The sequence below is a fragment of the Desulfovibrio porci genome, assembly GCF_009696265.1.
Classification (GTDB): Bacteria; Desulfobacterota; Desulfovibrionia; order Desulfovibrionales; family Desulfovibrionaceae; genus Desulfovibrio; species Desulfovibrio porci.
The window spans coordinates 186,428-211,545 of record NZ_VUMH01000005.1 but is presented as its reverse complement, the minus strand read 5'-3'; the positions used below and the strand labels follow the sequence as shown (position 1 = coordinate 211,545).

The 25,118-nt window shown below is 63.3% G+C and carries 18 protein-coding genes; 3 read left to right on the top strand and 15 right to left on the bottom strand.

Going from position 1 to position 25,118, the window contains the following annotated elements; genetic code table 11:
- Positions 1-101 precede the first annotated feature (101 nt).
- From FYJ44_RS07005 to rfbB, 4 genes are read right to left on the bottom strand one after another with little or no spacing between them, the layout of a single operon-like run.
- Entirely contained in the window at positions 102-1,232 is a 1,131-nt protein-coding gene (locus FYJ44_RS07005) for a glycosyltransferase family 2 protein (RefSeq protein WP_154510601.1), read from the bottom strand.
- Between the two features lie 12 nt (positions 1,233-1,244).
- Positions 1,245-1,790: a dTDP-4-dehydrorhamnose 3,5-epimerase gene (gene rfbC / locus FYJ44_RS07000; RefSeq protein ID WP_154510599.1), complete on the bottom strand. Its 546-nt coding sequence runs from the start codon at positions 1,788-1,790 to the stop codon at positions 1,245-1,247.
- A gap of 11 nt (positions 1,791-1,801) precedes the next feature.
- Positions 1,802-2,677, bottom strand: a complete 876-nt coding sequence (gene rfbA / locus FYJ44_RS06995; protein WP_154510597.1) for a glucose-1-phosphate thymidylyltransferase RfbA — start codon at positions 2,675-2,677, stop codon at positions 1,802-1,804.
- An 11-nt stretch (positions 2,678-2,688) separates the two neighbouring features.
- Positions 2,689-3,768: a dTDP-glucose 4,6-dehydratase gene (gene rfbB, locus FYJ44_RS06990; RefSeq protein ID WP_154510595.1), complete on the bottom strand. Its 1,080-nt coding sequence runs from the start codon at positions 3,766-3,768 to the stop codon at positions 2,689-2,691.
- 328 nt (positions 3,769-4,096) lie between these two features.
- On the opposite strand from rfbB, the gene cfa reads away from it, so the two are divergent.
- The gene (gene cfa / locus FYJ44_RS06985; RefSeq protein WP_154510593.1) at positions 4,097-5,203 is read left to right on the top strand and encodes a cyclopropane fatty acyl phospholipid synthase; all 1,107 of its coding nucleotides are present in this window, start codon (positions 4,097-4,099) and stop codon (positions 5,201-5,203) included.
- 157 nt (positions 5,204-5,360) lie between these two features.
- Here cfa and FYJ44_RS06980 read toward each other — a convergent pair whose 3' ends face one another.
- The 6 genes from FYJ44_RS06980 to FYJ44_RS06955 form a co-directional block, all read right to left on the bottom strand.
- Positions 5,361-6,659: a TRAP transporter large permease gene (locus FYJ44_RS06980; RefSeq protein ID WP_154510591.1), complete on the bottom strand. Its 1,299-nt coding sequence runs from the start codon at positions 6,657-6,659 to the stop codon at positions 5,361-5,363.
- Positions 6,660-6,668: 9 nt separating this feature from the next.
- Positions 6,669-7,139, bottom strand: coding sequence for a TRAP transporter small permease (locus FYJ44_RS06975; protein WP_154510589.1), 471 nt, complete (start codon positions 7,137-7,139; stop codon positions 6,669-6,671).
- Positions 7,140-7,224: 85 nt separating this feature from the next.
- Positions 7,225-8,307 carry a DctP family TRAP transporter solute-binding subunit gene (locus tag FYJ44_RS06970; protein WP_154510587.1) on the bottom strand — a complete coding sequence of 361 codons (1,083 nt, stop codon included), beginning with the start codon at positions 8,305-8,307 and terminating at the stop codon, positions 7,225-7,227.
- Positions 8,308-8,385: 78 nt separating this feature from the next.
- Positions 8,386-9,357 carry an AEC family transporter gene (locus FYJ44_RS06965; protein WP_154510585.1) on the bottom strand — a complete coding sequence of 324 codons (972 nt, stop codon included), beginning with the start codon at positions 9,355-9,357 and terminating at the stop codon, positions 8,386-8,388.
- A gap of 136 nt (positions 9,358-9,493) precedes the next feature.
- Positions 9,494-11,797, bottom strand: coding sequence for a penicillin-binding protein 1C (gene pbpC / locus FYJ44_RS06960; RefSeq protein WP_229772572.1), 2,304 nt, complete (start codon positions 11,795-11,797; stop codon positions 9,494-9,496).
- 28 nt (positions 11,798-11,825) lie between these two features.
- Positions 11,826-17,738 (bottom strand): alpha-2-macroglobulin family protein, encoded by a 5,913-nt coding sequence (locus FYJ44_RS06955; RefSeq protein ID WP_154510581.1) that lies wholly within the window; start codon positions 17,736-17,738, stop codon positions 11,826-11,828.
- A 300-nt stretch (positions 17,739-18,038) separates the two neighbouring features.
- On the opposite strand from FYJ44_RS06955, the gene FYJ44_RS06950 reads away from it, so the two are divergent.
- Positions 18,039-19,394 carry an MATE family efflux transporter gene (locus FYJ44_RS06950; RefSeq protein WP_154510579.1) on the top strand — a complete coding sequence of 452 codons (1,356 nt, stop codon included), beginning with the start codon at positions 18,039-18,041 and terminating at the stop codon, positions 19,392-19,394.
- Between the two features lie 7 nt (positions 19,395-19,401).
- On the opposite strand, the gene FYJ44_RS06945 is transcribed toward FYJ44_RS06950, so the two are convergent.
- From FYJ44_RS06945 to FYJ44_RS06930, 4 genes are read right to left on the bottom strand one after another with little or no spacing between them, the layout of a single operon-like run.
- Entirely contained in the window at positions 19,402-20,448 is a 1,047-nt protein-coding gene (locus FYJ44_RS06945; RefSeq protein ID WP_229772571.1) for a DUF1848 domain-containing protein, read from the bottom strand.
- Positions 20,415-21,278 carry a metal ABC transporter permease gene (locus tag FYJ44_RS06940; protein ID WP_154510577.1) on the bottom strand — a complete coding sequence of 288 codons (864 nt, stop codon included), beginning with the start codon at positions 21,276-21,278 and terminating at the stop codon, positions 20,415-20,417. The genes FYJ44_RS06945 and FYJ44_RS06940 overlap by 34 nt, the downstream gene beginning before the upstream one ends.
- Positions 21,271-22,206, bottom strand: coding sequence for a metal ABC transporter ATP-binding protein (locus tag FYJ44_RS06935; protein WP_154510575.1), 936 nt, complete (start codon positions 22,204-22,206; stop codon positions 21,271-21,273). The genes FYJ44_RS06940 and FYJ44_RS06935 overlap by 8 nt, the downstream gene beginning before the upstream one ends.
- Positions 22,193-23,188, bottom strand: a complete 996-nt coding sequence (locus tag FYJ44_RS06930) for a metal ABC transporter substrate-binding protein (protein WP_154510573.1) — start codon at positions 23,186-23,188, stop codon at positions 22,193-22,195. Before FYJ44_RS06930 ends, FYJ44_RS06935 begins: the two co-directional genes overlap by 14 nt.
- 234 nt (positions 23,189-23,422) lie before the next feature.
- On the opposite strand from FYJ44_RS06930, the gene FYJ44_RS06925 reads away from it, so the two are divergent.
- Positions 23,423-24,259 (top strand): aldo/keto reductase, encoded by an 837-nt coding sequence (locus FYJ44_RS06925; RefSeq protein WP_154510571.1) that lies wholly within the window; start codon positions 23,423-23,425, stop codon positions 24,257-24,259.
- A gap of 107 nt (positions 24,260-24,366) precedes the next feature.
- On the opposite strand, the gene FYJ44_RS06920 is transcribed toward FYJ44_RS06925, so the two are convergent.
- Positions 24,367-25,116 carry a 4Fe-4S dicluster domain-containing protein gene (locus FYJ44_RS06920; RefSeq protein WP_154510569.1) on the bottom strand — a complete coding sequence of 250 codons (750 nt, stop codon included), beginning with the start codon at positions 25,114-25,116 and terminating at the stop codon, positions 24,367-24,369.
- Positions 25,117-25,118: the final 2 nt, after the last annotated feature.

Genomic DNA, 25,118 nt, shown 5'->3' with positions numbered 1-25,118 from the left:
ATATTCCTCTTGAATTTATAATAAATATAATTTTATAGCAAAAAAATAACTCTTCAGAAATATTAACTTTTTTATGGGAGCATTCTAACGAAAAACGCTGGTCACCAAGATACAAAAATCCCCTCTCTTTTGAATGTTGCCTGCACCCGTTCATGCTCGCAACACAGGCGGGTAAAGAGTTGCTTCTGTCTGGCATTCAACTGGCTCCTGGTCAGACCGGCCAGTTTTGAGTGGCGAGTTGCAAGGAAACCTGTCGCTTTTTCAAGAGGACGGCAGGAATGAGCGTCAAAGCTTCCGGCCCGCAAGAGGTATTCGCCAGCGAAGTAGCGTTCCGCCAGAATCAGATGGGCATCATCTGTCTTCGCCTGCGCTGCAACAACCGCGGCCTTTAGGACGGCTTTGGCCGATTCGTCCAGCAGCCTCAGAGCGAACTGGGGGCTTTGGGGGTAGAGCCCGTAAGCGCTGCTGATGCTTCCGGCGGCGTGCGCCAGCCAGCCATAGAATTTCCCGGCCTGGGGGAAATCCGGCCTGTTTTCCAACAACATACTGATTTTAAAGCGGATGGCGCCATCATGGGCCAATTGGCGAGACATCTGGCTGGTCATGCTCTGTCCATGCTGTCGGTAAATGACCATACCGTCGACATTGGTTCCGAAACGTTTGCCTGAGGCGGCGCAACGCAGCCAGTAATCCTGATCTTCGCAGGCCTTGAGGTCGGGATCAAAAAAACCGATCTCGCGCGCGACGCGGGTGCGCAGCATAAAGGTATGCACCGGTGAGATGTTACTGTGGCAGAGGTGCATATCCAGATGTGAGGATTTGAGCGGCCAGAGGTAGGTGCTGCGATTCGATTCGACTGCCTGAAGGCTCAGGCAGACGCTGGCGTCCAGTTCCGGATGGGCGGCGAAATTGTTCAGATGGCTGCTCAGGGTGTTGGCGGTCAACAGATCGTCGGCGTCAAGAAAAACCAGAAAATCTCCCTTTGCCGCGCGTATGCCGGTGTTACGCGCTTCGGAGAGCCCCTGGTTTTCCTGATGAATATAACGAATGGACGAACCCAGCCCTTGGGCCACGACGGCGGTGTCGTCCGTAGAACCATCGTCCACGACAATAATTTCCACTGTCAGCTCGCCGCGTTTCTGACCAAGAACGCTGTCAACCGCTTCAGACAAAAAATGCCCATAGTTATAGCAAGGGATGATGACTGAAATGAGTGGCGGTTGGGTTGTCATATCCGTTTTCGCTCAACGATATTTGGGGCAATCGGCGAAGGAAAGTCCTTCCCGGTCTTTGGCGGAAATAACCGGATCTGCGTCAGACAGGGGCCAGTCTATACCTATGGCCGGATCATCCCAACGCAGGCAGTGCTCATCCTCGGGCGCATAATATGTCGTGCATTTGTAGACAAATTCGGCTTCCGGGCTCAACACCAGAAAACCGTGCGCAAAGCCGGGCGGCACCCAGAGCATATGGCGGTTTACGTCATCCAGCAGCGCCGTGAAGCTTTGGCCGAATGTGGGCGAGGAAGCGCGCAGATCCACGGCCACATCGCAGACGTGCCCCTGGATCACCCGCACCAGCTTGCCCTGGGGGCGCTCAAGCTGATAGTGCAGGCCGCGCAGGACATTTTGACGGGATTTGCTGTGATTGTCTTGTACAAAAACATGAGGGCCGCACTGGGCGTCAAATTCATTCTGCCGGAAGGTTTCCAGAAAAAAGCCGCGTTCATCGCCATGCACGGTGGGAATCATCAGCACGGGGCCGTTGGGCGCCAGGGTTTTGAATTCCATTAGTTCTCCGGTCAGCGCGTTTGCAGCAGGCGCAACAGATACTGTCCGTAACCGGTTTTAGCAAAAAACTGTCCGGCCCGTTCCATGGTCGCGTCGTCTATCCAGCCCTGCCGCCAGGCGATTTCCTCCAGGCAGGCCACCTTGAGGCCCTGACGCTCCTCAATGGTCTGCACATAGGCCGAGGCTTCCAGCAGACTGGTGTGCGTGCCCGTATCCAGCCAGGCGAAGCCGCGCCCCAGCTTTTCCACTCGCAGTTGCCCGCGTTCAAGATATGCCTGATTGACGCTGGTGATTTCAAGCTCGTTGCGCGCCGAGGGCTTGATGGCCTTGGCCACGTCCACCACGCCGTGGTCATAGAAATACAGTCCGGTGACGGCAAAGGGGGACTGCGGTTTGTCCGGCTTTTCCTCAATGGCCGTGGCATTGCCCGCGTCGTCGAAGCTCACCACGCCGAAGCGTTCGGGATCCTTGACCATATAGCCGAAAATGGTGGCTCCCTGCTGTTGAGAAGCGGCGCGCAGCAGTTTTTCGGTAAAATGCTGGCCGTGAAAAATATTGTCGCCCAGAATCAGACAGACCGGCGAGGAAGCCAGAAACTGTTCGCCGATGACAAAAGCCTGGGCAATGCCCGCCGGTTCCGGCTGCACGGCATAGCTCAGGCGCAGGCCGAAACGGGAGCCGTCGCCCAGCAGGCGCTGGTACTGGGGCAGATCCAGGGGCGTGGAAATGAGCAGTATGTCCCGGATGCCCGCCAGCATGAGCACGGACATGGGATAATAGATCATGGGCTTGTCATAGACAGGCAAAAGCTGCTTGGACACGCCCAAGGTGATGGGATGCAGGCGCGTGCCTGTGCCGCCGGCCAGAACAATGCCTTTGTAGTTCATGTGATGTTCCCTCAGACCTGCGTTCCCAGGCGCTCACAACGGTAGGTGCCGTCCAGTATGGCCCGCCACCAGGGTTCATTGTCGAGATACCAGCGTACAGTTTTGCGCAGGCCGGTGGCGAATGTCTCCCGTGGCCGCCAGCCCAGTTCCGCGGCGATCTTGGATGCGTCAATGGCATAGCGCCCGTCATGGCCCGGCCGGTCGCGTACAAAGCGGATCAGATCCGCGTAACGGCTGACGCCTTCCGGTTTTTGAGGGGCCATTTCTTCCAGAATGTCGCAGATGGCATGGACCACGTCGATGTTCCGCCGCTCGCAATGCCCGCCCACAGCGTAGGTTTCGCCCACGCGTCCATGCGCCAGGACCAGCAGCAGAGCCCGCACGTGATCCTCCACATGAAGCCAGTCGCGGATCTGGCCGCCGTCGCCGTAGACGGGCAGTTCCCGTCCGGCCAGGGCGTTGAGAATGGTCAGGGGAATAAGTTTTTCCGGGAACTGGCGCGGACCGTAATTGTTGGAGCAATTGGTCACCAGGGTGGGCAGGCCGTAAGTGCGCTGCCAGGCCCGCACCAGATGGTCCGAAGCCGCCTTGCTGGCCGAATAGGGCGAACTGGGCGCATAAGGCGTTTCCTCAGTGAAGAAATCCTCGCCGCCGCTCAGATCGCCGAAAACTTCATCGGTGGAAATATGATGAAAGCGAAAATCCCGGGCTTTGGGGGAAGCCGTGGCGCTCAGATTTTTCCAGTAGCGGCGGGCTTCCTCCAGCAGGGTGAACGTGCCGCGCACATTGGTTTCAAGAAAAGCCGCAGGACTGTCGATGGAGCGGTCCACATGGCTTTCCGCGGCCAGATGCATGACCGCGTCCGGCTCAAAAATTTCAAAGGCCGCGCGCATGGCCGCGGCGTCCGCGATATCGGCCCGGATGAAATGGTAACGTGGATTGTCCGCCACATCGGCCAGGGAAGCCGGATTGCCGGAATAGGTGAGTTTATCCACATTGACCACACGCCAAGCGCTGGCCGCAAGCACTTCACGGACCACGGCCGAGCCGATGAAGCCCGCGCCGCCTGTAACCAGAAGAGTATGTGTCATCAATCCGTCCTGTGGAACAAACTGTGTATTATTGGCTGATGATAGCAAAATCCGTTCCGCAAGGCAAAGAGCGCGGCGCGGTGCGGCCGCTTGTGTTATGCACAAGCTCATCGTTATGCTATATTTATCTAACAATGTTAAATATCATGATATTTCGTGACGGAATCCTCTTGTCAACAGGGCGGTATGGGGATAAGTCCAATGAATAAGGGTTACAGCCTATAAAAAAGCCGTTGCCTCCGGACTTCCTTTCTGTTCCCGCTGTTCTTTTTCGGCGGCGGCTTTTTGACAACGCGGAGCGGCGGAAAAAGCATATGGAGCCATCACCATGAACGAGTCGGTCATCAAGGAGATGCTGGCCAAGATTGACGTCCGGATAAACGGAACCCGGCCGTGGGATATTCAGGTACATGACGATCGCCTTTGGGGCCGGGTCATCCGGCAGGGCAGCCTGGGTTTGGGGGAAGCCTATATGGAAGGCTGGTGGGACTGCCCGGCCCTGGACCAGTTTTTCTGCCGGGTTCTGCGCGGCGACCTGGAAAAGCATTTCCGCCTCACCCTGCCGGTGTTGCTGGGCATTGCCGCCTATGCGCTGCGCAATCTGCAAAGCGTGGCCCGCGCCCGCATGGTGGCCAGGGGGCATTATGACTTCGGCAACGACATGTTTGAAGCCATGCTGGACCCGGCCATGCAGTACAGTTGCGGCTATTGGGAGCACGCCGACACCCTGGAACAGGCCCAACTGGATAAAATGGAGCTGATCTGCCGCAAGCTGCGGCTGAAGCCGGGCATGCGCGTGCTGGACATCGGCTGCGGCTGGGGCGGTCTGGGCAGTTATATGGCGAAACGGAGCGGCGTGCATGTGACGGGCGTCACGGTTTCCTGGGCTCAGGCCCAATACGCCGAAAGCCGCGGCCAAGGCCTTGACGTGGAGTGGCTGCTGAAAGACTACCGCTCCCTGACCGGCAAGTATGAGCGCATTGTTTCCGTGGGCATGTTCGAGCATGTGGGGCACAAGAATTATACTGTGTTCATGGAAACAGCGCGCAACCTGCTCCATGAGGACGGCCTTTTTCTGCTGCACACCATCGGCGCCAATCAGAAACGGCTTTCCGTGGATCCGTGGATTGAAAAATACATCTTCCGCAACGGCATTCTACCCAGCATCGGCCAGATTGGCGATGCCGTTTCCGGGCGCTTCGTCATGGAAGATTGGCACAATTTCGGCGTCGATTATGACAAAACCCTGATGGCCTGGGCTGAAAATTTCAGCCGTGGACGGGAAGAGGGCAAATTTACCTGCACGGACAGCATGTTCCGCATGTTCCGCTATTACCTGCTGAGCTGCGCCGGGGCCTTCCGCGCCCGGGATCTGCAGTTGTGGCAGATCGTTCTCAGCCCGCACGGCGTTACGGACGGCTATCGCCGTCCCTGACCCCGCAACTCCGGGCGAATCCTTGTTTGCAGGCTGATTCGAGATTTTTGTCAGAAAGCGCTCCAGGCAGTGAGAGGCGGACCATGCGTTACGGCAAGGTCCGCCTCTCACTTTTTCCGATGCGCGGGGATGGCCGCCGCTTCAGCTCCCGCCCGCGCTACGACAGGCCGAGCAGGCGCGGCAGAAAGGTGGAAAGCTGGGGGAACAGTATGATGATGATCAGAGCCAACAGGGAGGCGAAAATCAGCGGCAGGGCGGATTTGCTGATCTGCTCCATGCTCAGTCCGCTGATGTTGGCGCCCACGTACAGATTGACCGCCACGGGCGGCGTCACCTGGCCCACGGCCAGATTGACCGTCATCATAATGCCGAACCAGATGGGATCCCACTGGAAGTGGGCCATGATGGGCAGCATGAAGGGCAGAAAGACGTAGTAAATGGAAATGGCGTCCAGCAGCATGCCGGCCAGCAGCAGGATGATGTTGATCATCAGCAGCACGACCCACTCATTGTCCGACAGCGAAAGCAGCACCGCCGAGCCTTTTTCCACCAGACCCACAGTGGACGCCACCCAGGAGTAAAGCCCCGCGCAGGTCACCACAATCATCACCACGGCCGTGGCGCGCATGCTGGCGGAGAAAATTTCGAACAGCATGCCGACGCTGTTGATGGTTTTGTAAATGAACACGCCCACGAACAGGCCGTAGAACACAGCCACCGCCGCGGCCTCGGTGGGGGTGAACACGCCGCCGTAAATGCCGCCGAGAATGACCACCGGCGTCATCACGCCCCAGAAAGCCTCGCGGAAGGCCTTGCCCACGGGCCGGCCGCACTTTGCGCCGCGATAGCCCTTTTTGCGCGAAATGATCAGCACCGCGCCCATGATGAACAGGGCCACGATGACGCCGGGGATGAAGCCCGCCGCGAACAGCGCGGGCACCGAGACATTGGCCACGCCGCCATAGACGATGAAGGCGATGCTCGGCGGAATGACGATGGCCAGCCCTGAAGTCACGGACACCGTGGCCGCGGCGAAGGCCTTGTCGTAACCGGCCAGAGCCATGCCCGGAATCAGGATCAGGCCCAGGGCGGCCACAGTGGCCGGGCCCGAGCCGCTCACCGCGCCCCAGAAGGTTGCCACGGCCACGGTTGCCACGGCCATGCCGCCGGTCATGGAACCGGTCAGGGCTTCCATCAGGGCCACGATGCGCGCCGCGATGCCAGCGCGCTCCATGATGTAGCCGGCCAGGATGAAGAAGGGGATGGCCAGCAGGGGAAATTTGGCGATGCCCGCGAAAAAATTGTAGGAAAGCATGCTGAAGCCCATGTCCCATTTCCAGACGACCACCAGGGCCGCGAAACCCAGGGAAAGGGCGATGGGCACCCGCAGTAGCAGGGGGATCAGAAAGAGCGTGAGCAGCCAGAAGGCGGGATCCTGAAACAGCGTCGTTTCCATGGCCGCCTCCTAGTAGTTGCCCGAACGCAGGTCAGCGTATGAGCGTTGCAGCATGCGGAAAATGATCAGCAGGGAGAAAAGCGGCGTGGCGATGGTGTACCACCAGACCGGAATGCCCAGAGATTCGGAAATGGATTCCAGATCGTACTCGTCCAGCACTTCCAGCGTGCCTGTCCAGCAGAGCGCACCGAAAAAAGCGATACAGAGCAGTATGGTCAGCCCGTAGCAGAACCGGCGCGCGTTGCGCGGCAGCGCCTCGTACAGCAGGGTCATGCCCAGGTGCCCGCCCTCGCGGAAGGAGCGCGCCGTGCCCAGCAGCACTACCCAGACAAAGAAATTGATGGTCAGTTCCTCGGTCCAGGCAAAAGAAAAAGACGTGCAGTAGCGCACGATCACATTGATGAAGGCGATGCTTACCATGACCGCCAGCAACAGCGAACCCAGAATCTCCTCAAAGCGCGTATCCAGAAAACGCAACATGCCGATCTCCACATTCCGGCGCGGGAGCCGGGGGAGCCCTCCGTGAACGGGCTTTCCCCGGTTCCCGCGCCATCATTCTCAGAATCTATTTGACGGCGGCCATGTCCGCTTCAGCGGCCTTGACCAGCTCCGGACCGATCTTGGCGGTCCAGTCCTCGCGCACCTTTCGGGTGGCCTCGGAAAATTTGGCGATCTGTTCCGGGCTCAGCCGGGTGACGGTCATGCCCTGCTGTTCCATGAAGGCGTAGGGTTCGGTCACTGCGGGCAGCTTGCCGATGCTTTTGAGATAGGCCAAGGAAGCGCCGTCGTCCATGCCCAGGCGGGAAAGGGCCTTGCCGTATTTTTCCGTTTCCGCGGCGCATTCGCTGAGCAGCTTTCGGTCCTCGGGGCTGAAGCTCTGCCAGACCGCGGGGTTCACGCCCATGAGCAGCGGGTCGATGATATAGTGCCAGTCGCAGTGATACTTGTGAAAATCCCAGATCTTCAGGGGAATGTTGATGCCGTTGGTGGGATTTTCCTGCCCGTCCACTACGCCCTGCTGGAAGCCGGTGGTGGCTTCGCTCCAGTTCATGTTCACGGGATTGGCGCCCAGAGCGCGGAAGGTCTCAATAAAAATGGGGCTGCCCACCACCCGGATCTTGAGCCCGTTCATGTCCTCGGGGGTGGTGATGGGACCTTTGCCGGTGGTCATTTCGCGAAAGCCGTTCTCGGCCCAGCCGATGATCTTCACGCCCTTTTTCTCGATGGCGTCCACCATCATCTTGCCGGATTTGCCCGCCATGATGGCGTCCATGGCCTTGTAGCGGTCCGGCTGGACGGCCAGCAGAAAGGGCAGGGCCGTGAGGTTCAGCTCCTTGATCTGGGGGGACCAGTTGATGGTCGAAGCCAGCGCGAAGTCAATGGCCCCGTTGCGCAGCATCAGAAATTCCGAGGTCTGCTTGCCCGCCAGCAACTGGCTGGAGGGATAGACCTTGATGTTGATGCGCCCCTGCGAACGGTCGCGCACCAGATCGGCGAAATACGAGGCGGTCATGCCCCAGCCGGAGGTGGCGCCGGGCACCACGCTCAGTTTGTATTCGGCTTTGTAAGGGGCGGCCGCGGCCGGCAGCGGAGCGGCCAGCAGACAGGCGCAGAGCGCCAGGGCGCTCCAGTGTAAAAAGCGTTTCATCTTCAAACCTCCTCAGGATGACGTTTCCACGCTGCCTGACTCCCCTTCGAGGCGCGCCGACGTTGGCGCGCCGGGATGTCAGAGCAGCGGCAGGATCACGAGCAGAGCGGGCAGCACCGCCACCAGAGCCAGGGTGCTGAAAATCCAGCAGGCGTTGGCCAGGTCCAGGTCCAGGCGGAACAGGGACGGCGGCACCAGGGCGGTCATGGCCACGGGCATGGCCGAGAGCACAGCCACCACTTTCAGGGGCAGACCGTTGTCGATGGCTCCGTAGCCGATGCACTCGGCAAGGCCGGTAATCAGCAGCGGCACGCCGATGAATTTTATAATGCACACGGCCAGGCTCTGGCGCGTATAGCGGGTCAGACTCGCCAGCTTCAGGCTCAGGCCGATGGCGAACAGAAAAAGCACTGTGGCCAGAATCATGAAGCCGGAGGCCAGATGCCCGCAGAATTCCGGACGGGGCACATGCAGCAGGTTGAGCGCGATGCCGAGCAGCAGGGCGCTGAGCACGACTTTCAAAATGGGATCAAAGCGCAGATTGCGGAAGGAAAGCCGCCGCCCGTCGTTCTCCCGGCTGTACCAGCGGGCGATGGGAAAGGAAACGCTGAAATAGAACAGCTCCTCGCAAAGCCGGTACAGGGCCACCAGGGCAATGGCGCTTTCACCCAGAAAAAGCACGCAGACCAGCGAGCCCACGGCGCCGATGTTGGTGAACGTGCCGCAGCAGTACAGGCTGCCGGTCTGGGCGCGGTCCAGCTTGAGCAGGCGGGCGAAAAGCAGGGAAAGCGCGCCGCCCCAGACCCAGGCGGTCAGGCCCAGCAGCGGCAGGGCCAGCAGGCGCGTGTCCGGCGAGGGCAGACCCCAGAGGGACAGCATGGCGGACACGGGAATGAGCACAAAAACCGCCGTTGTCTGGAGGCGTCGGCGCGCAAGGACCAGGGCTTCTCCGGAAAGGCGGACACGCCCGGCAGCGACGGCGTGCCGGAAGGCATAACCCGCCGTCAGGCTGACAAAGATGATCCCGAGAGTGAGCAGCAACCTGTCCATGCACAATCCGGTCAGACGGTAAGGGAATTTTTCCCGGAGAAAATCAACGCAAAAAGACGGAACAGAATATGGGCTTGCCGCCCTCTTGTCAAAGCCGGTCGGCGGGAGAGTCCGGCTCCTCCGGCGTGGCCGAAAGCTACGGCACGCTTTCCGTGACCACCCGCACGCTGCTGGAACGGCCCAGATCGTCCACAGCCGTGAGCCGGGTGACGCCCGGCGCGGCCTGCCAGAACAGCGGTTCATCAGGCGCGCTGCGGCCCAGGTAGCGGGCGCCCGCGAACCAGTAAACGCAATCCGCGTCAGCATCGGCGTCTGCCAGCAGAGGGATTTTTTGCGGATTTCCGAGGCTCGCCGTATAGATCAGGCCGGATTTGGGCGAGGAAATCAGCGGGGCGCGTCCGGGAACCTGCCAGGGCGCGTCCGTATCGCGGCACTCCGGGGCCAGAGGCAGCGCGGCAGGCTTGCGCACCCCGGCCTGGGTGAAAAGGCGGCGCAGATCGGCGGGCCAGAATTCCCAGACCACTTCACGGGTGCGGCCCGGCACGGCCCGGCACTGGCGGAAGCCGGTGACCTCATCCACCAGAATGCGGCGCAGAATGCCGGAATCCCGGATGGGAGAGACGCCGGGAATGAACCATGTGCCGGTCTGGCGCGAGGGTTCCGGGCAGAGGCTGAGATCGGTATCGCCCGTGGCGGCGCAGACGGCGATGCGGCGGACCTTCAGCCCGTCGGCGTTTGCGCCGGGGTCGGCTGGCGCGCCGGGGGGGCTTTGGGCTTCCAGCGCGCGCTGGATACTGAAAAAAACGGGAGCCGCCGCGTGCAGGCCGTTGAAGCCGGGATTGGACGCGCCGTCAAAACGGCCCACCCAGACCACCAGGACGTAGGGCCCGAAAATTCCGGCGGTCCAGGCGTCGCGCAGACCGTTGGAGGTGCCGGTTTTCCAGTAGACGGGCGTGCGGTCGAAACCCTGGGGCGACGGAGCGCGCAGCATTTGCAGGGCCACGAAGGCCGCTTCCGCCCTGAGCAGTGGAAGCGGCTCCGGCGCGGCTTCGTCCCGGCGGAGCATGGGCGCGCGCCAGACGCCCCGGTTGGGCAGAACGGCATACAGCCCGGCCAGTTCGCGCATGCTGACCTCCGCGCCGCCCAGAACCAGAGACAGGCCGTAATGCTCCGGGCCGTGCTCAAAACGCACTCCGGCCTTGCGCAAAAAGCCGTACAGGCCCGGCGCGGGCAACTGACCGGCCAGACTGATGGCCGGAATATTGCGGCTGCCCAGCAGGGCCATGCGCGCGCTGACGGGTCCACGAAAGCCGCCGTCGGCATTTTCCGGCTCATAGCCCTTGAATACGCGCGGCGTGTCGGAAAGCAGGCTTTCCGGATGGATCAGCCCTTCCTGCAGGGCCAGGGCGTAAATAAAAGGCTTCAGAGTGGAGCCGGGAGAGCGCCGCGCCGCCGTGCCGTCCACCTGCCCCTGGATGGCGGCGTTGAAATAGTCGGCGGAACCCGCCAGGGCCAGGATCTCACCGCTGCTCCAGTCCAGCAGCAGGGCGGCGGCATTGTCCATGCCCCACAGCCGCCCGGCTTCCACAGCCCGGCGCAACTGGCGTTCCAGCAGCCGCTGCAGTCCGAGATCCAGTGTTGTGACGATATCGCCCTGCGGCAGATCCGGCGCGGCCAGCAGACTGTCCACGGCGTGCGGCGCGGCGAAGGGCAGCTCCGAGGGCCCGTGCACCCGCAGGGGGACATCGGGCAGCCCCTGACCGGCGGCCCGGGGATGGGCTTGCCGCCAGATTTTGTCCAGGCGCGCGCGGGCCTGGGACAGGGCGCGCCCCCGGCTTGTCAGCGGATTGCGCGCCGCCGGGTGCTGGGGCACTGGCGCCAGCGCCAGAATTTCTGGCAGGCTGAGTTCGCCCGCTTCCTTGTGGAACCAGACGCGCGCCGCCGCCCCGGCGCCCTCCACGTTGGCGCCGTAGGGTGCGAGGTTGAGGTAGGCTTCGAGAATTTCATCCTTGTCGTAATGCCGCTCCAGCGCCAGAGCGTGCCAGATCTGGCGCAGTTTGCCGGGGATGCTGGCCGTGGAGAATTTACCGCTCAGGCGCGCCACCTGCATGCTGATGGTGGAGCCGCCCATGCGGCGGCCGCCCAGAACCATGCTGACCGCGGAGCGCAGCAGGGAGAGCGGATTGACGCCGGGATGGCGGAAAAAGAAACGGTCTTCATAGAGCAGGGTGGCTTCAATGAGTTCCGGCGGCAGGGCCGTCAGGGGCGTAAAAATGCGGTACGCGCCGTCCGGGGCCAGGGTGATGCGCAGCACACGGCCCTGGCGGTCCAGAAAAGAGCGCGAAAAGCCCGCCCGGCCGTATATATCCGGTCTGGGCGTGGCGTACAGCGCCAGAGCAAAAGCCAGGGCCGCGCAACAGAGCAAAAGCGGGAGGCCCATAAAGACCAGCCTCCCGCCCGGACGGCGTTTATTCCTCAATGACGATCTTCTCCGGCAGACTCAGCGCCCCAGCTTCCGGATCGTACATGGCCTCGGCCTGCGCGGGCGGCCAGGTGAATTCGCCACGCCCTGTGATCCTGACCCGGTAGCGGAAGGTACGTTCGTCCGTGGGCAGGTCCGCAAAGATCAGCATCCGGTCCTCCCGGCGTTCGGCATAGGCGGGGTTCATATCCCGGTCTTTGCGGTTCCGGCCCTGATCCGTACGCAGCTCCGCGCTTTGTCCGCCATGGCTGACCACAAATTCAAAGCAGCCGGGCAGCATGTCCACCAGAGCGATATTTTTTCGCGTCACGTCAAAAGCGCGGGCCGTGAGCGCCACCACCACTTCGTCGCCCCGCCGGAGGACAGTGACGGGCCCGCCGTCGGGCGCGCGCAGTTCGCGCCGCACGCTGAGCCCCTTGCTGACGGCCTGCGTGGGCAGATCCCGGCCGAAACCGACGCTTTCCATCTGCCAGAAGAAAGGCGCATCCGCCGAGAAACTCAGTCCAGCCAATTGGTTCAGCAGATTGCGGGAGTCTGCGCCGCTTTCGCTGTCCAAGGCCAGAACCCGCACACCCTTGCCCTGGAGCGGCGGCAGGGCGGGCGGCTGTCCCTCCTGATCCGCCGGGTCCGCCCGCGTCAGGCCCTTGACCTCGGCCCGCGCCAGTCCCGCGTCCAGCCCTTGGCTGTAGGCCATCAGCGCTCTGGCCGTCTGCGCCGCCGAAATGGTCGTGTAGCGCCGCTGCGCCGTCAGGCTGAAGATGTCGTCGAGCATCTCCTGAGCTTTTTTACTGTGCAGTTCCTCGGGGAACTGCCCGGCCAGCACTGTGAGGAAAAAAGCCCTGGAACTCAAGCCGTCAAAGGGATAGTCCGCCCGGAATGCCTGTGCGGCCTCGGGCCGGTAGTTCCGGATCAGTTCACCGGCCAGTTTGTCCTCCTTCATCAGCTTCCAACTGCCGGCCATGAACACGGCTGTGAGATCGCCGCGCCACTGGTCCGGCGCATAGCGGTCCAGCCAGGCCGTGAGCGTGGCCAGAATATTGCTGGTCAGCACGCCGTTGCGGGTCAGCACCCAGGCCGCATAGGCCTTGACCCGCGCATCGGCGAGGCTGTCGGGACTCCGCATAGCCTCTTCTTCCAGAGCCTCCAGAAATCCTTTGTCCAGACCGTCGCTCAGGGACAGGCCCGCCGCTCTGGCTGTGCTCAGGAAGTCCGCCGCATAGGCGGAAAGGAAGAGATCGCCCCGGCCTCCCCCGGGCCAGGCGGCGAAACGCCCCTCGTCCGCTTGCCGGGCCTGGAGCATCCGCAGGGTTTCCAGCACCCAGGCGCGGATTTTTTGCGGAGTATATGCGGCATCCGGCGGCGTCAGTTCGGGCCGGGTCAGAAGGGCCAGATCAGGGAAGGCCGCGCTGACGCGCTGTTCCGTGCAGCCATAGGGATAGGCCGCCAGCCAGCGCATCAGGCCGTGGGCCGGCGGCAGCGGCAGGGCGGAAAGCGAGGCGCGCAGTTCCGCGAATTGCGGGTACAGGCGGCGCGGCAACTTGGCCTCCGCCGTATAGGGAGCCTGCCCGGCCCGGCCCAGAAGCACATCCGTGGAACGCGGCAGCGCGGGGCGGATGGAAAGGCCCACGGGCCGCGTGACCGCTTCGCCCGGCTGACCGGGCAGGGGCGTGGCGGTAAAGTGCAGGTTATGCCCGCCGGGCAGATCCTCGGCGCGGAAGCGCAGGCGTACTGTCTGTTGCCGTGCCGGTTCAAGCGTCAGGGCTTCAGGCAGGGCGTCCAGCAGCGTGCAGCCGCCGTCGCCGCGCACGCTGAGGGCCAGGCGGCGGGGCGTGTTCTCCTGACCGGCCGGACGCTCCAGCATGTCCGTCAGGCTGACGGCGGCCTCAAAGACATCGCCGGGCGTCACAAAGAGCGGCAGCATGGGCTGGATGACCACTTCCGCTCTGGATACGGCCTCGGTCCGGGCCGCGCCCACGGCTCCTGGCGCGCAGCCCACGGCCATGATCCGCAGTTTGCCGTTGAATTGCGGCGGGATGGGGATGTTGACCAGGCTGTCCTCAGGCCCCACGTCAAGCACGCCGGACCAGAAAATCATGGGGGCTTCGCCGGGCCTGCGGAACGGGTTCTGCCCCAAGGCGGCCTGCTGTCCGGGTGATGCGGATGCGGCTTCCTCGCCGCCGCCGAAGGCGGAAATCATATCCCGCAGATGCCGGTATTCGGGCATCAGCAGGTCAAAATACTGATAGGTGCCCACCTCCAGGGCCCGGTCGCCGAGCAGAGCCCGCAAAGGATCTGGCGTGGCATAGGAGGTGAGCCGTAAAATGCCTTCATCCACGGCGAAGACAATAGCCTTGCCCGGTTGGGCGGCGCGCACCCGCACGGGCAGGTCGGCCCCCGGCCTGACCACCTGTTCGGCGGCCGGAACGGCGGCCCCGGAAACGCGCGCGGCATCCGCCTCGGTACGCACGCTCAGCCCCAGATCCCGTCCCCGCATGTTGACGCTGAACGGCAGCACCGCGACGGCCAGGGGCTTGGTAAAGATGTCCGCATCGTCCAGAGCGCGGAAGTAGGTGATATTGCAGTAGGCCCGGCCTTCAAGATTCTTGGGCAGGGGCAGGCGCTGCACGCTTTGTCCGGCCTGGGCCGTGAACCAGGTTTCAGCGAGCACGTCCTCCCGCTCCACGGTAATCAGGCCCGCGCCTTTATAGGGCGTATTCAGTGAAATCTCCATGGTTTCGCCGGGGGCGTAGTCCTGTTTGCTGAGCCGGGCCGTGAGCCGGGCTTCGTGTTCTTCGCCCAGGCGGGCCTGGGCCGTGCCCGCCACCTCATAGGGCACGCGCAGCACCAGATTGCCCTTGCTGTCGCGGGCTTCCAGAAGGTGCGCGCCCGGCTCGTCCAGCCGCAGGGCCACGGAAGTCTTTTTGTCGAGACGCAATTTTTGCGTGCCGAGCGTCTTGCGCCGGGGCAGGTTCTGATAGCGGTACTGGCCCTTGCTGTCGCGGGTCAGACTGCGGGTATGGCTGATGCCCACGAATGTCAGTTCCAACTCGCCCAGATCGACGGCCTTGAGCGTATGATCCACGGCCAGAAGATTCAGCCGGGCTTTGCCGTGCTGGGGCAGATAGCCCAGGTCGGCATCGCTGCTCCAGCCCACTGCGGCGTCCAATGGCGAAAAGAGCAGAGAGGCGTCGGCCATGACGCTGCGGCCTCCGGCGGCGTCCATGCCCTCGGCCCGCGCGGTCAGTTGAAAGGTGGAGTGGGCATGGTCCGCGAGATCCAGAGAGAACACGGTGTCACCCTGGGCGTCGGTCCGCTGGCCGGGCAGTTCCGTCTGTTCTCCGGCCATGCTTTGGGCCGCATTGTAAAAGCGGTAGTCGGGATAGTCGCGGAAGGCAAAGGCGGCGGGTGCGAAGTGCAGCCGCAGTTTCACCTCATGGTCCACGGCAGGCGCGCCGAACAGGTTGACCAGGTTGACCCGCGCGGACAGGCCTTCGTCCTGGCTGCCTCCCGGACCTTCAGCCAGATCCCGAGGCCGCAGCCAGCCCTTGCCGACGCCGGGAGTGAGCCGCAATTGCAGGCGCAGGGTGTCGGGTTGGAATTCTTCCACCATGACCCGTGTCACGCGCAGGATTTCGCCGCGCTGCTTGTCGGCGCCGGTGCGCAGGCGCAGTTCCCATGGCCCGGTGGGGGCCGTGGTTTCCAGGGGGAAGGTGAGTTCGCCGAAGCCGTCGGCTGTGAGCGTGATCTTTTTGGAGGCCGCCTCGTTGCCGCGCGGATTGTACAGGGTGGCCGTCAGCGGCAGACCCGTGAGATCCGTGGAGCCCCATTGCCCCTGTTTGACCATGTAGCCGAAGTGCAGGCTCTCGCCGGGGCGGTAGACGCCGCGCTGGCTGAACAGGTAGACATTGAGTCCCTGATCGGAAAGCCGGTTGCCGCCTACGTCGAAACGCGAATAGTTGAGCTTGCGCGCGTATTGCTCCAGCGGCAGAAAGGCCAGATCGCTCCCCTGCGCAGCGGTCAGGGCCAGCGGTCTTTTTTCCCGCGTGAGGCCCGTGAGCGCGGGCAGATTCACCTTGCCGCGCGCATCGGTTTTGGCGCTGAACACGGGCAGGCCGTTGACCCCGATCACCTGGACGTTCACCTGGGCGCGCGGCCTGCCGTCGGCCAGACTCACAGCGTAGACCGCGCCGCCGCCCCCGGCGGCGGTTTTATGGATCAGCCCCAGATCCGTCATCAGCACAAAGCGGTTTTCCCGGCTCACAGCGCGTCCGTCGCGCCGTCCCGTGAGGCTGAGGTAGAACAGACCCTTCCGGCCGTCACGGAGCAGGGGGCGCAGGTTGAGCGCGCTGAACTGGGCGGACATGGCGTCACGCCGCCGGAGCGGCAGGCTGCCCCGGTTGACCACGCTCAGGTTGTCGAGATCCGGGCGGCCGCCGGCATAGGGCTGGTCGTAGTCGTAGGCGTCATAATCCAGCTGGTCCAGGTTGGCCGACAGAAATGTGTTGAGAAATTCGGGCCGGATTTGGGACACTTCATAGTCCACGGCGTCTAGGTTACGGCTGTAGACGGATACCACGGCGTCTCCGGTCAGCGCCAGCACGCCGCCTTTCTGCATGATGCGCAGGGCTTCGGGAAAGGCGGGGGCTTGCAGCAGCTTCAGGCTTTCTTCGGAGGATCGCAGGCCGGAGGCGCTGACCATACCCTGCCGCAGGCGCAGCAGCAGACTGCGGCCCGGCTCAAGATTGTCGTCAACAGCGAGGAAAATATCCGTGGACGGCTTGTCTTCATCATCAGGCGGGCTGAGCCTGAGCCGGGTGGCCTGCGCAATCACTTCGGGCGTAACTCGTTCCAGGGTCCAGGCTGAAGCGGGCGGGTTTTCTTCTCTTGTTTCGTTCTCTTCGTTTTCCGCTTCCGCGGGTTGCTTCTCTCCCGTTGTCGCGTCCATGGCGCTTGCGTCCGGCGGCAAAAGGCGCAGATCCAGTTTGTCCAGAACTTCCGAGGGCTTGACCGGCAGAGAGAAATGGAGGGAAAGCACCATCTCCGCCCGCAGATCGGGCCGGGTCACGGCGTCGAGCCTGCCGGTCTTCAATTCAAAGAGCTTGTCGGCTGAAGGCAGACGTATAAAAAAGTCCTCACCCCTGGAGGCGGGGCCGCCGCTGACGGCGGTGAAGCCGGGGGCCAGGGAGATGCGCAGGCCGGAGTCGGCTTTTGCCAGTTCGAGCACGGGCAGGCTGTAGTCCAGCCGGTCTCCCCTGTCGTTAAAATGCAATATGGGGTCGCCCAGCAGCAGGCCGTCGCCCTCAATCTTGACGCTGAAACGGCTTTGGGCCGCCTCGCGGTCCACGGGCGCGTTGAAGCGCATTTCGCCGCTGACGGCCATGGTTTTAAGATTTTCGGGGTCGAACTTGAAGCTGCCCGAGATTTTCGCGCGCAACGGGGCACTGCGGAACGTCACCGGGCCCGCCACAGCCATACGCGGCGGCAGGGACTTCTTGATGTCCACTGTATAGGCGGTGTCCACGGGCCAGATCTCTTCGGGGAAAAAGAGCAGGCGGTCCCCGCTCCATTCCCAGCGGCCCGGCAGGGACGGTTGAAGCGTCACTTCAGGCGCGGGCCGCCTGCCGAAATTGCGGCGGCAGACCGCTTCGCCGTCCTCGCCGTAGGCTTCCCGGCATTTCTGCTTGTCCGGAGTGAAGCGCAGGTCCAGTGCCGCATTGCCGCCGGGCTGTCCGGCAGCAGCGGTAAAGCGCCAGTAGCTGATCAGACCCCCGACGTTTCGCGAGTCCGGAGCCCTGACTTCCGGCGCGCTCCAGGCGTTGCCCGCGGTCAGGAAGAACAGCAGAAAAGTGAAAACAAGCCGGTTGCGCACAGGGCCGGAAAAGAAGGCGGATGCGGACATGCGGAATTTCCTGGGTGGAGGTGGACGGATGCCGATTTTATTTTCAACTTGCCCGAAGTTAGGTTGTTGTCAAGTGCGGTGCGGCCCGCATGAGGGCGGAACCCCCGTCAAGCCGTCCACGCGCGGGATAGTGCCGGGGAAAAAGCATGCGGAAAATGTAGTTCCGGAACATCAACCCGGCTCCGGGGCATGAAATCACATTGCTTGCGGGCGCTATGGTTCAGGTGCTAATCTCCTCCCCTCCATTCGGGCGCGTCATTCGGCCGCTCCCATGTCGAACGTACCCAGTGTGACGGACATATGGCTAAAAATCTGACCCAGGGCAGCCCGGCAAAGTTGATCTTTTTCTTTGCATTGCCCCTCTTCATCGGCAATTTTTTTCAGCAGATCTATAACATGGCCGATGCCCTGATCGTGGGGAGGACCATCGGTGTTACGGCTCTGGCGGGTGTGGGCAGCACCGGCAGCCTGCTTTTTCTGGTCATCGGCTTTGTCATGGGTATGACATCGGGTTTTTCCATCGTCACGGCCCAGTGTTTCGGCGCGCGCAACAAGGTGGGCGTGCGGCGCAGCTTTTGCGCCGGTATCCTGCTCAGCGCCGTGGCGGCGGGGATTCTGACCGTGGCCGGGGTGTTGCTCTCGCGCACGGTTCTTGTGCTCATGCTCACGCCGTCCGAAATCATGGAGGACGCCCTCAGCTACATCACGGTCATCTCCGGGGGCATAGGCGCGGCCGTGCTTTTCAACCTGCTCTCCAACATGATCATGGCGCTGGGCGACAGCAAGACCCCGCTGTTTTTCCTGGTTATCGCCTGTTTGCTGAATATTGCTCTGGACTTTACCTTCATCCTTTACTTCAGGATGGGCGTGTCCGGCGCGGCCTGGGCCACGGTGCTGGCGCAGGTGGTTTCGGGCCTGCTCTGCGTGGGCTACATTCTTAAACGGCAGCCTCTGCTGCGGCCGCACGCCAAGGACTGGAAGCTCGGCTTCAAGGATATCTGGAAGCCCGTGCGTATCGGTCTGCCCATGGGTTTCCAGATGTCGGTCATCGCCGTGGGCGCGATCATCCTCCAGGCGGCCCTGAACGGCCTGGGACCGCTGGCCGTGGCCGCCTATACCGCCGCGCAGAAAATCGACATGGTGGCCGTACTGCCCATGATGTCCTTCGGCCTGGCCATGGCGACCTATACCGGGCAGAACTACGGCGCGCGCAATCTGGAGCGCATCCGGCAGGGCGTGCGCCAGTGCTGCTTCATGTCCGTGGGCTTCAGTATCGCCATCGCCGTGGTCAACATCACGGGCGGGCACCATCTCATCGCGCTTTTTGTGGGCGAGGGCCAGGAACCGGTCATCGACATGGGTCAGACCTATCTGAAAATCAGCGGCTGCATGTACTGGGTGCTGGCCCTGCTCTTCATCTACCGCAACACCCTGCAAGGACTCGGGCAAAGCCTGGTGCCTACCCTGGCCGGGGTTATGGAGCTGCTCATGCGCGCGCTGGCCGCCGTGGTGCTGGCCGTCTGGTGGGGCTTCAACGGAGTCTGTTTGGCCAATCCCCTGGCCTGGATCGGCGCCGCGTTGCCGCTGGGCATCGCCTATTACGCCGTCATGCGCCGCCTGAAGCGTGAAGGCCTGCCGTCGCCCGGCACGGCCTGAGAACATTTCAGATCAGGCTTTCCGTACCCGGTTTTCGCGCCCGCAGGCGGGCCCGGACCACGTTTTGGGATTGGTTGGCGTAGCAATAGACGCAGGCGTGGGGGCAGGTGCTGTACGCGCCGATGTCTTTGGCGGGCAGGCATTGGCAGTGCTTGCGGCGGCTGGGATCTTTGGCGGCCTTGCGCGGGGCCGCGGGCAAGAGCCGCGCCTGTGCCGGGTCCAGGCCGCAGAGGCGCTGGACGTCGGCATCCTCCGGGCAGAGGCGGCTGATCAGGGCCGGGTCGGCGCAGGCATTGTGCGCGATGCCCCAGGCCGAAAGGTCCGCGGCCTCGGCGCAGGTGCCCAGCCGCAAAGGATGCGGCCAGGCGGCGTTACAGCGGGCCAGCCCCTGGGCCAGCGCCGACGTCTCCGTTTCCAGAGGCGCGCGCGGCGCGGCGGCGTGGGCGGCCAGACGGCCTCTGATTTTCTCGTAGATATCCAGAAAACTGATGACCAGCTTGTCCGTCAACGGGCTGAGCCGACGGCCCACGGCGTCCAGCCGTTCCAGCAGGGCTTCCGTCGGCAGAGCCGCGGCCAGAAGCAGCGGGTCCCAGCGCCAGATCACCCGCTCGCGCCCCAGCTGTTCCGAGAGGCGGCAGAAGGTTTCCAGGCGTTGTTCCAGCGGCGGCAGGCCAGGCTCCAGTCTTTCCGGCTCATAATTGTTGAGCGTAAACTGAAAGTAATACTTGAAGCCGAGATCGTCGATTTCCGGCAGGCGCGGCAACAGCGGCAGAGGATTTTTGCTCCAGAAGATCAGGCACTTGCAGCGTGCGAAGGAGATATATTGTTCCTGCCCAGCGTTGAACGGGTTGCGCCAGAGGCAATACCCGGCGCGCAGCCGCTCCAGAAGCCAGCGGACGTGAAAAGCCGGGATGTCCGTGGCCCGGCTGGCCGAAACGACCAGAGGAGCCACGGCCTGGCGCGGCCCTTGGGCGGCGGCGATACGGACGACAGGCCAGGGAGACATGGCGTTGGGGATGGTCAGGCCCGCCGGTGTCCGCGCAGTGCGGTCCATGCGCAGCTTGCCGCGAACCAGCAGCAGGAAACCAGAATGATGGTGGCCCCGCCAGCAGTAGCCAGCCAATCCTGGGCGGAGAGGGTGAGTCCGGCGAAGCCGGAGCTGACGCCCGCCAGCAGCGCCCACCAGAACATGCCGCCGGCTGTGCGGGCCAGATTACGAGCGGTGGCCGCCGGTACGATAAGCATGGCCGTGACCAGCAGCACGCCCACGGCCCAGACCGAAAACATGACTACCAGGGCCAGCAGGCCCGCGAAGACGTATTGCCAGAGGGCCACGCGTACCCCGTGCACGCGGGCCATGACCGGATTGAGGGCGATGGCCAGCAGACGGTTGTAACCCACGGCCTGAAAGAGCAGTATGGCCGGAAAAAGCAGGGCCAGGAAGGCGATTTCGCCTTCGCTGATGGTCAGGATGTCGCCGTAAAGGAATTGCTGCATGTCCCTGGCCACGCCGCCGGCGCGGCTGACCACGGCCAGACCGAAGGCCACTACCGCCGAAAAGACGATGCCGATGGCCGTATCCGCCGAAAGATTGCTTTTGCGGCGCACGGCCATGACCGCCAGCCCCACCAGGACGCCGAAAAGCGGCATGGAAAGCCGGGGATTCACGGACAGGATCAGGCCCAGCGCCACCCCGGCAAAGGCCGAGTGCCCGATGGCGTCGGAAAAAAAGGCCATGCGGAAGTTGATGACCTGCACGCCCAGCACGGCGGCCATGGGCGTGAGCAGCAACAGCCCCAGCAGCGCCTGCTGCATGAAGCGCGGCTGGAGGCAGTCCAGTGGCAGCAGGCCGATAAGCGCGTAGAGCGGGGAAAAATCAACCATGGCTCTTTCCCCGGACGATGTTCTCCGGCAGGGCGGCGGGCATGTGCAACGCGCAGCCCTGGCAGGGCAGGGGCTTCAGGCCCTCCGGCTGGCGGCCGGGGATTTGAGCGGGCGGATGATCCGACGGCGGATGATCCGGGCCGAACCATGCTCCGCATTGGGGGCAGGCCGGGTCCGCGCCGCCGCACTGGTCAGGATAGAGATGGATGGGCACGCCGAAGAGATCCAGCAGGGTGGCGGCGGTCAGGGTGGTTCGCGGCGGCCCTTCGGCGCGCACGGATTTGTTCAGACAGATCACGTGCGTGGCGTAGTGCGCCGCCAGAGGCAGATTGTGGCTGACCATGAGCTGGGTAAAGCCGTATTCGCGCCGGGCCGTGTCCAGCACTTCCCAGAACAGGCGTTCGCCCTGAAAGTCCACGCCCGCTTCCGGCTCGTCCAGCACCAGCAGTTCCGGTTCATGTCCCAGCGCCGCAGCCAGCAGCACCCGCCGCAGCTCGCCGCCGGAAAGATCGCCCATGCGGCGGTTTTCCAGGTGCCCGGCCCGCACCAGATCCAGCAGTCGGCGCGCCCGGGCACGCGCCCCGGCTTTCAGGCCCAGCCAGAGCGGACGGCGCTGGCGTTCCAGCGACAGAAATTCGCTGACCAGCAGCGGCAGGCCGCCGTCCATCTGCAATTGCTGGGGTACATAGCCCAGGCGCGGCCAGGGCGCGCCGTCGCGGCCTTCGGCCAGAATGCGCCCGGTATAAGGGACTTCGCCGATGAGACAGAGCAGCAAGGTGGTTTTGCCCGCGCCGTTGGGTCCCACCAGCACAGTGCTGCCGCCGCGCGGCACTGCGGCGCTGATATCCTCAAGGATTTCATTGCGGCCCCGGCGCACGCTCAAGCGCTCGAAGACAATGGCCGGGGCGGCGTCTTCAGCGCTGGTCAAAATAACGCTCAAGGATTTGGCAGTTGGCGGCCATGACCGCTTCATAATAACTCAGGGGAGCGTCCGCCGGGCCCGAGGCCACAGGATCGAGACTCGCCGCGGGCACGCCGGTTTCGCGCGCGAGGGTCAGGGCGGGCTTGTCCGAATACTGCGGTTCGCTGACGATGAGTACGGGCTTTTCCTCGCGGACGCGCCGGACCAGCGCCATGATCCGGGCCGCCGAGGGCTGGACGTCTTCGCTTTCCTGAATCACGTCCACGACATCCAGGCCCGCGTCATGCGCCAGATAGGCCAGAGCGTCATGTTGCAGGACAATGCCCTTGCGGGGCGCGCCCGCCCCCACGGCGGCGAGGCGGCGGCCCACGGAAAGCAGGCGCGCGGCATAGGCCTCGGCGGCGGCGCGGTAGGCGGCGGCTCCTTCCGGGTCAACCCGGGCCAGCCCCTTGGCAATATTGTAGACCATGGCCGCGGCCTGTTGCGGACCGGCGAAGAGATGCGGATTGACGGCCCCGTGGCCGTGGCCGGCGTGCGAGGACGGCAGCATACCCTGCGGCAGAGGCAAGGGGGCGATGCCCGCGCTGCTGTCGATAATCGTGACTTGGGCGTTGATTTTTTTTAGAGATGCGGTCAGGAAATTTTCCAGCCCCAGACCATTCATCACCAACACCTGAGCCTGAGCCAGTTTTTGCAGGTCGTGGGGGCTGGGCGCAAAGTCGTGGGGGCAGCCGCTCTGGGCCGGGACCAGCAGGTCCACCCGCACATAGGGTCGGCTCTGGGTCACGTTGCGGGTGAACAGGTAGACGGGAAAAGTGGTCGCCAGCACGCGCAGCTCGGCGGGGCGGCCCTGCGCGTTAGGCGCGGCCTGAACCGGCAGGGAGGGCAGGATGAAAAAAAATCCGGCCAGCACAGCCAGAACGGTCAGAATTGCCGAAAAAGAGGCCGGACGGACATCGTGATCCGGCGCGTCAAATTGTACGGACATGGCGGTATTCCATGGTTAGGATAATGGCAGGCTCAATTTCATAAAACCCGAAATGGGCGCTGTCAAGGCAATGCCGATGCGTCTGCCCTGGGATGCCGCCCTCCGGGACTTGCCGGACGCCCCCGGCCTCGGTATGTTGAAGACGTATGTTCCGCAGTCGATGTCCCCGGCGGCGTCGCGCCGCCAAGCGACACAGCCCGCGCGGCGGGACAGGACGGCGCGGTGGGAGTTTATATGGTCGAAAGTATTTCCGCCACAGTGCGGCTGAATGACGGTGCGGATATGCCCGGTTTCGGCTTCGGCTGCTACAAGGCCTCGGGGCCGGAGCTGGCGCTAGCCGTGCGTGAGGCCGTGGCCTGCGGTTACCGCTATATCGATACGGCCGCCTACTACCACAATGAAGACACTGTGGGCGAGGCCCTGCGGCACAGCGGGCTTGCGCGTGAAACGCTGTTCGTGCTTTCCAAGATATGGCCCACGGATTTTGACGAGCCGGTGCGCGCTCTGGACCGGAGCCTCAAACTGCTGGGCCTGGACTATCTGGACGGTTATCTGCTGCATTGGCCGGGCCTGGACAGCGCGCGGCGGTTGCGCGCGTTTGAACAATTGCTGCGCCGGAAGGAAGAGGGCAAAATCCGCGTGCTGGGCGTCTCCAATTTTCTGGAGGAGCAGCTCAGCGAACTGCGCGACGTTTTCGGCTTCTGGCCCGCGATAAATCAGATTGAGGTCCATCCGCTGTTCAGCCAGGCGGCGCTCTGCCGTTTTTGCGCCCGGTGCGGCATTCAGGTCGTTTCCTGGAGTCCGCTGGGCCGGGGCCGGGAGATGGAGAATCCCGCCGTGCGCGGGCTGGCCGCCGACCTCGGCAAAACTCCGGCCCAGATTCTGCTGCGCTGGCATCTGGAAAAGGGCTTGCTGCCCATTCCCAAATCGGTTCATGCCGAACGGGTCAGGGAAAATGCCGCGGTCTTCGATTTCCGGCTCACGCCGGAACAGGTGGCGGTTCTGGACGGGATTGAGCTGCCGGACTGCCGGGGCCGCATGGGGCCGGACCCGCTGAGCTACCCGCGCTGAACCGATCCTTGGAGCTGATCAATATTACGAGCGCGCATCCTTAACATTTGAAGACGCCCCCGTTGCCGTGCAGCGAGGGCGTCTTTTTCATTCAGCTGATTGCCGTTCTAGCCGCGCAGCACGCGCTGGAACAAATCCCGGCGGGAGACGTTCCGGGCGGGCCGCGTTTGCCCGGCGCGGGCCAGCATGGTCCGCGAGGCGTCGGCCACGGCATAATCGTAATATTCGGCAGGGGCGTCCTTGAAGAGGTAAATCACGCGCACGAGGTCCGTATCGCCGAGGACGGCGCCGGGGCAGTCCTTTTGGACTTCTTCCAGCCGTTTTCGGGCCAGTTCGCGGATTTCCTCCTCGTCGCCGAAGTTCATGCAACCTGTAGGGCAGGAGGTCACACAGGCGGGCGCGAGGCCCTCCCTGACACGATCAATGCACATGTCGCACTTGACGATGCGTCCCGAGGCGGCGTCATGGCGCGGAATATTATAGGGACAGGCCTCGGAGACGGCTTTCACGTCCTCGGGGCTGAGCGTGGCTGTCTTTTCCGTGGCCAGCACCGCTCCGGTTTCCTCGTCCCGCAGCATTGCGCCGGGCACGGCCATATCCGCCACGTCCACACACACGGGCGTCAGGCAGTGGCGGCACTGCTCGGGAAAGAAGTTCCAGCCCACCTTGCCGTCCTTGTCCGCCGTCTCCTTGAAACGCACCAGCCTGATGGTCTGAGCCGAGAGGTCCGGCGGATTCTGGTGGGAGCCGCTGTTGCGGGTTTTTTCAGCGGGCAGGTTTTTCCATTGCTTGCAGGCGATCTGACAACCGCGACAGGCTGTGCAGCGCGTCAAATCCACAAAGAACATCTTGCCCATGA

Bases quoted from the DNA above. Each gene is read 5' to 3' on its own strand.
- FYJ44_RS07005 (WP_154510601.1), bottom strand. From the start codon at position 1,232: ATGACAACCCAACCGCCACTCATTTCAGTCATCATCCCTTGCTATAAC.
- rfbC (WP_154510599.1), bottom strand. From the start codon at position 1,790: ATGGAATTCAAAACCCTGGCGCCCAACGGCCCCGTGCTGATGATTCCC.
- rfbA (WP_154510597.1), bottom strand. From the start codon at position 2,677: ATGAACTACAAAGGCATTGTTCTGGCCGGCGGCACAGGCACGCGCCTG.
- rfbB (WP_154510595.1), bottom strand. From the start codon at position 3,768: ATGACACATACTCTTCTGGTTACAGGCGGCGCGGGCTTCATCGGCTCG.
- cfa (WP_154510593.1), top strand. From the start codon at position 4,097: ATGAACGAGTCGGTCATCAAGGAGATGCTGGCCAAGATTGACGTCCGG.
- FYJ44_RS06980 (WP_154510591.1), bottom strand. From the start codon at position 6,659: ATGGAAACGACGCTGTTTCAGGATCCCGCCTTCTGGCTGCTCACGCTC.
- FYJ44_RS06975 (WP_154510589.1), bottom strand. From the start codon at position 7,139: ATGTTGCGTTTTCTGGATACGCGCTTTGAGGAGATTCTGGGTTCGCTG.
- FYJ44_RS06970 (WP_154510587.1), bottom strand. From the start codon at position 8,307: ATGAAACGCTTTTTACACTGGAGCGCCCTGGCGCTCTGCGCCTGTCTG.
- FYJ44_RS06965 (WP_154510585.1), bottom strand. From the start codon at position 9,357: ATGGACAGGTTGCTGCTCACTCTCGGGATCATCTTTGTCAGCCTGACG.
- pbpC (WP_229772572.1), bottom strand. From the start codon at position 11,797: ATGGGCCTCCCGCTTTTGCTCTGTTGCGCGGCCCTGGCTTTTGCTCTG.
- FYJ44_RS06955 (WP_154510581.1), bottom strand. From the start codon at position 17,738: ATGTCCGCATCCGCCTTCTTTTCCGGCCCTGTGCGCAACCGGCTTGTT.
- FYJ44_RS06950 (WP_154510579.1), top strand. From the start codon at position 18,039: ATGGCTAAAAATCTGACCCAGGGCAGCCCGGCAAAGTTGATCTTTTTC.
- FYJ44_RS06945 (WP_229772571.1), bottom strand. From the start codon at position 20,448: ATGGACCGCACTGCGCGGACACCGGCGGGCCTGACCATCCCCAACGCC.
- FYJ44_RS06940 (WP_154510577.1), bottom strand. From the start codon at position 21,278: ATGGTTGATTTTTCCCCGCTCTACGCGCTTATCGGCCTGCTGCCACTG.
- FYJ44_RS06930 (WP_154510573.1), bottom strand. From the start codon at position 23,188: ATGTCCGTACAATTTGACGCGCCGGATCACGATGTCCGTCCGGCCTCT.
- FYJ44_RS06925 (WP_154510571.1), top strand. From the start codon at position 23,423: ATGGTCGAAAGTATTTCCGCCACAGTGCGGCTGAATGACGGTGCGGAT.
- FYJ44_RS06920 (WP_154510569.1), bottom strand. From the start codon at position 25,116: ATGGGCAAGATGTTCTTTGTGGATTTGACGCGCTGCACAGCCTGTCGC.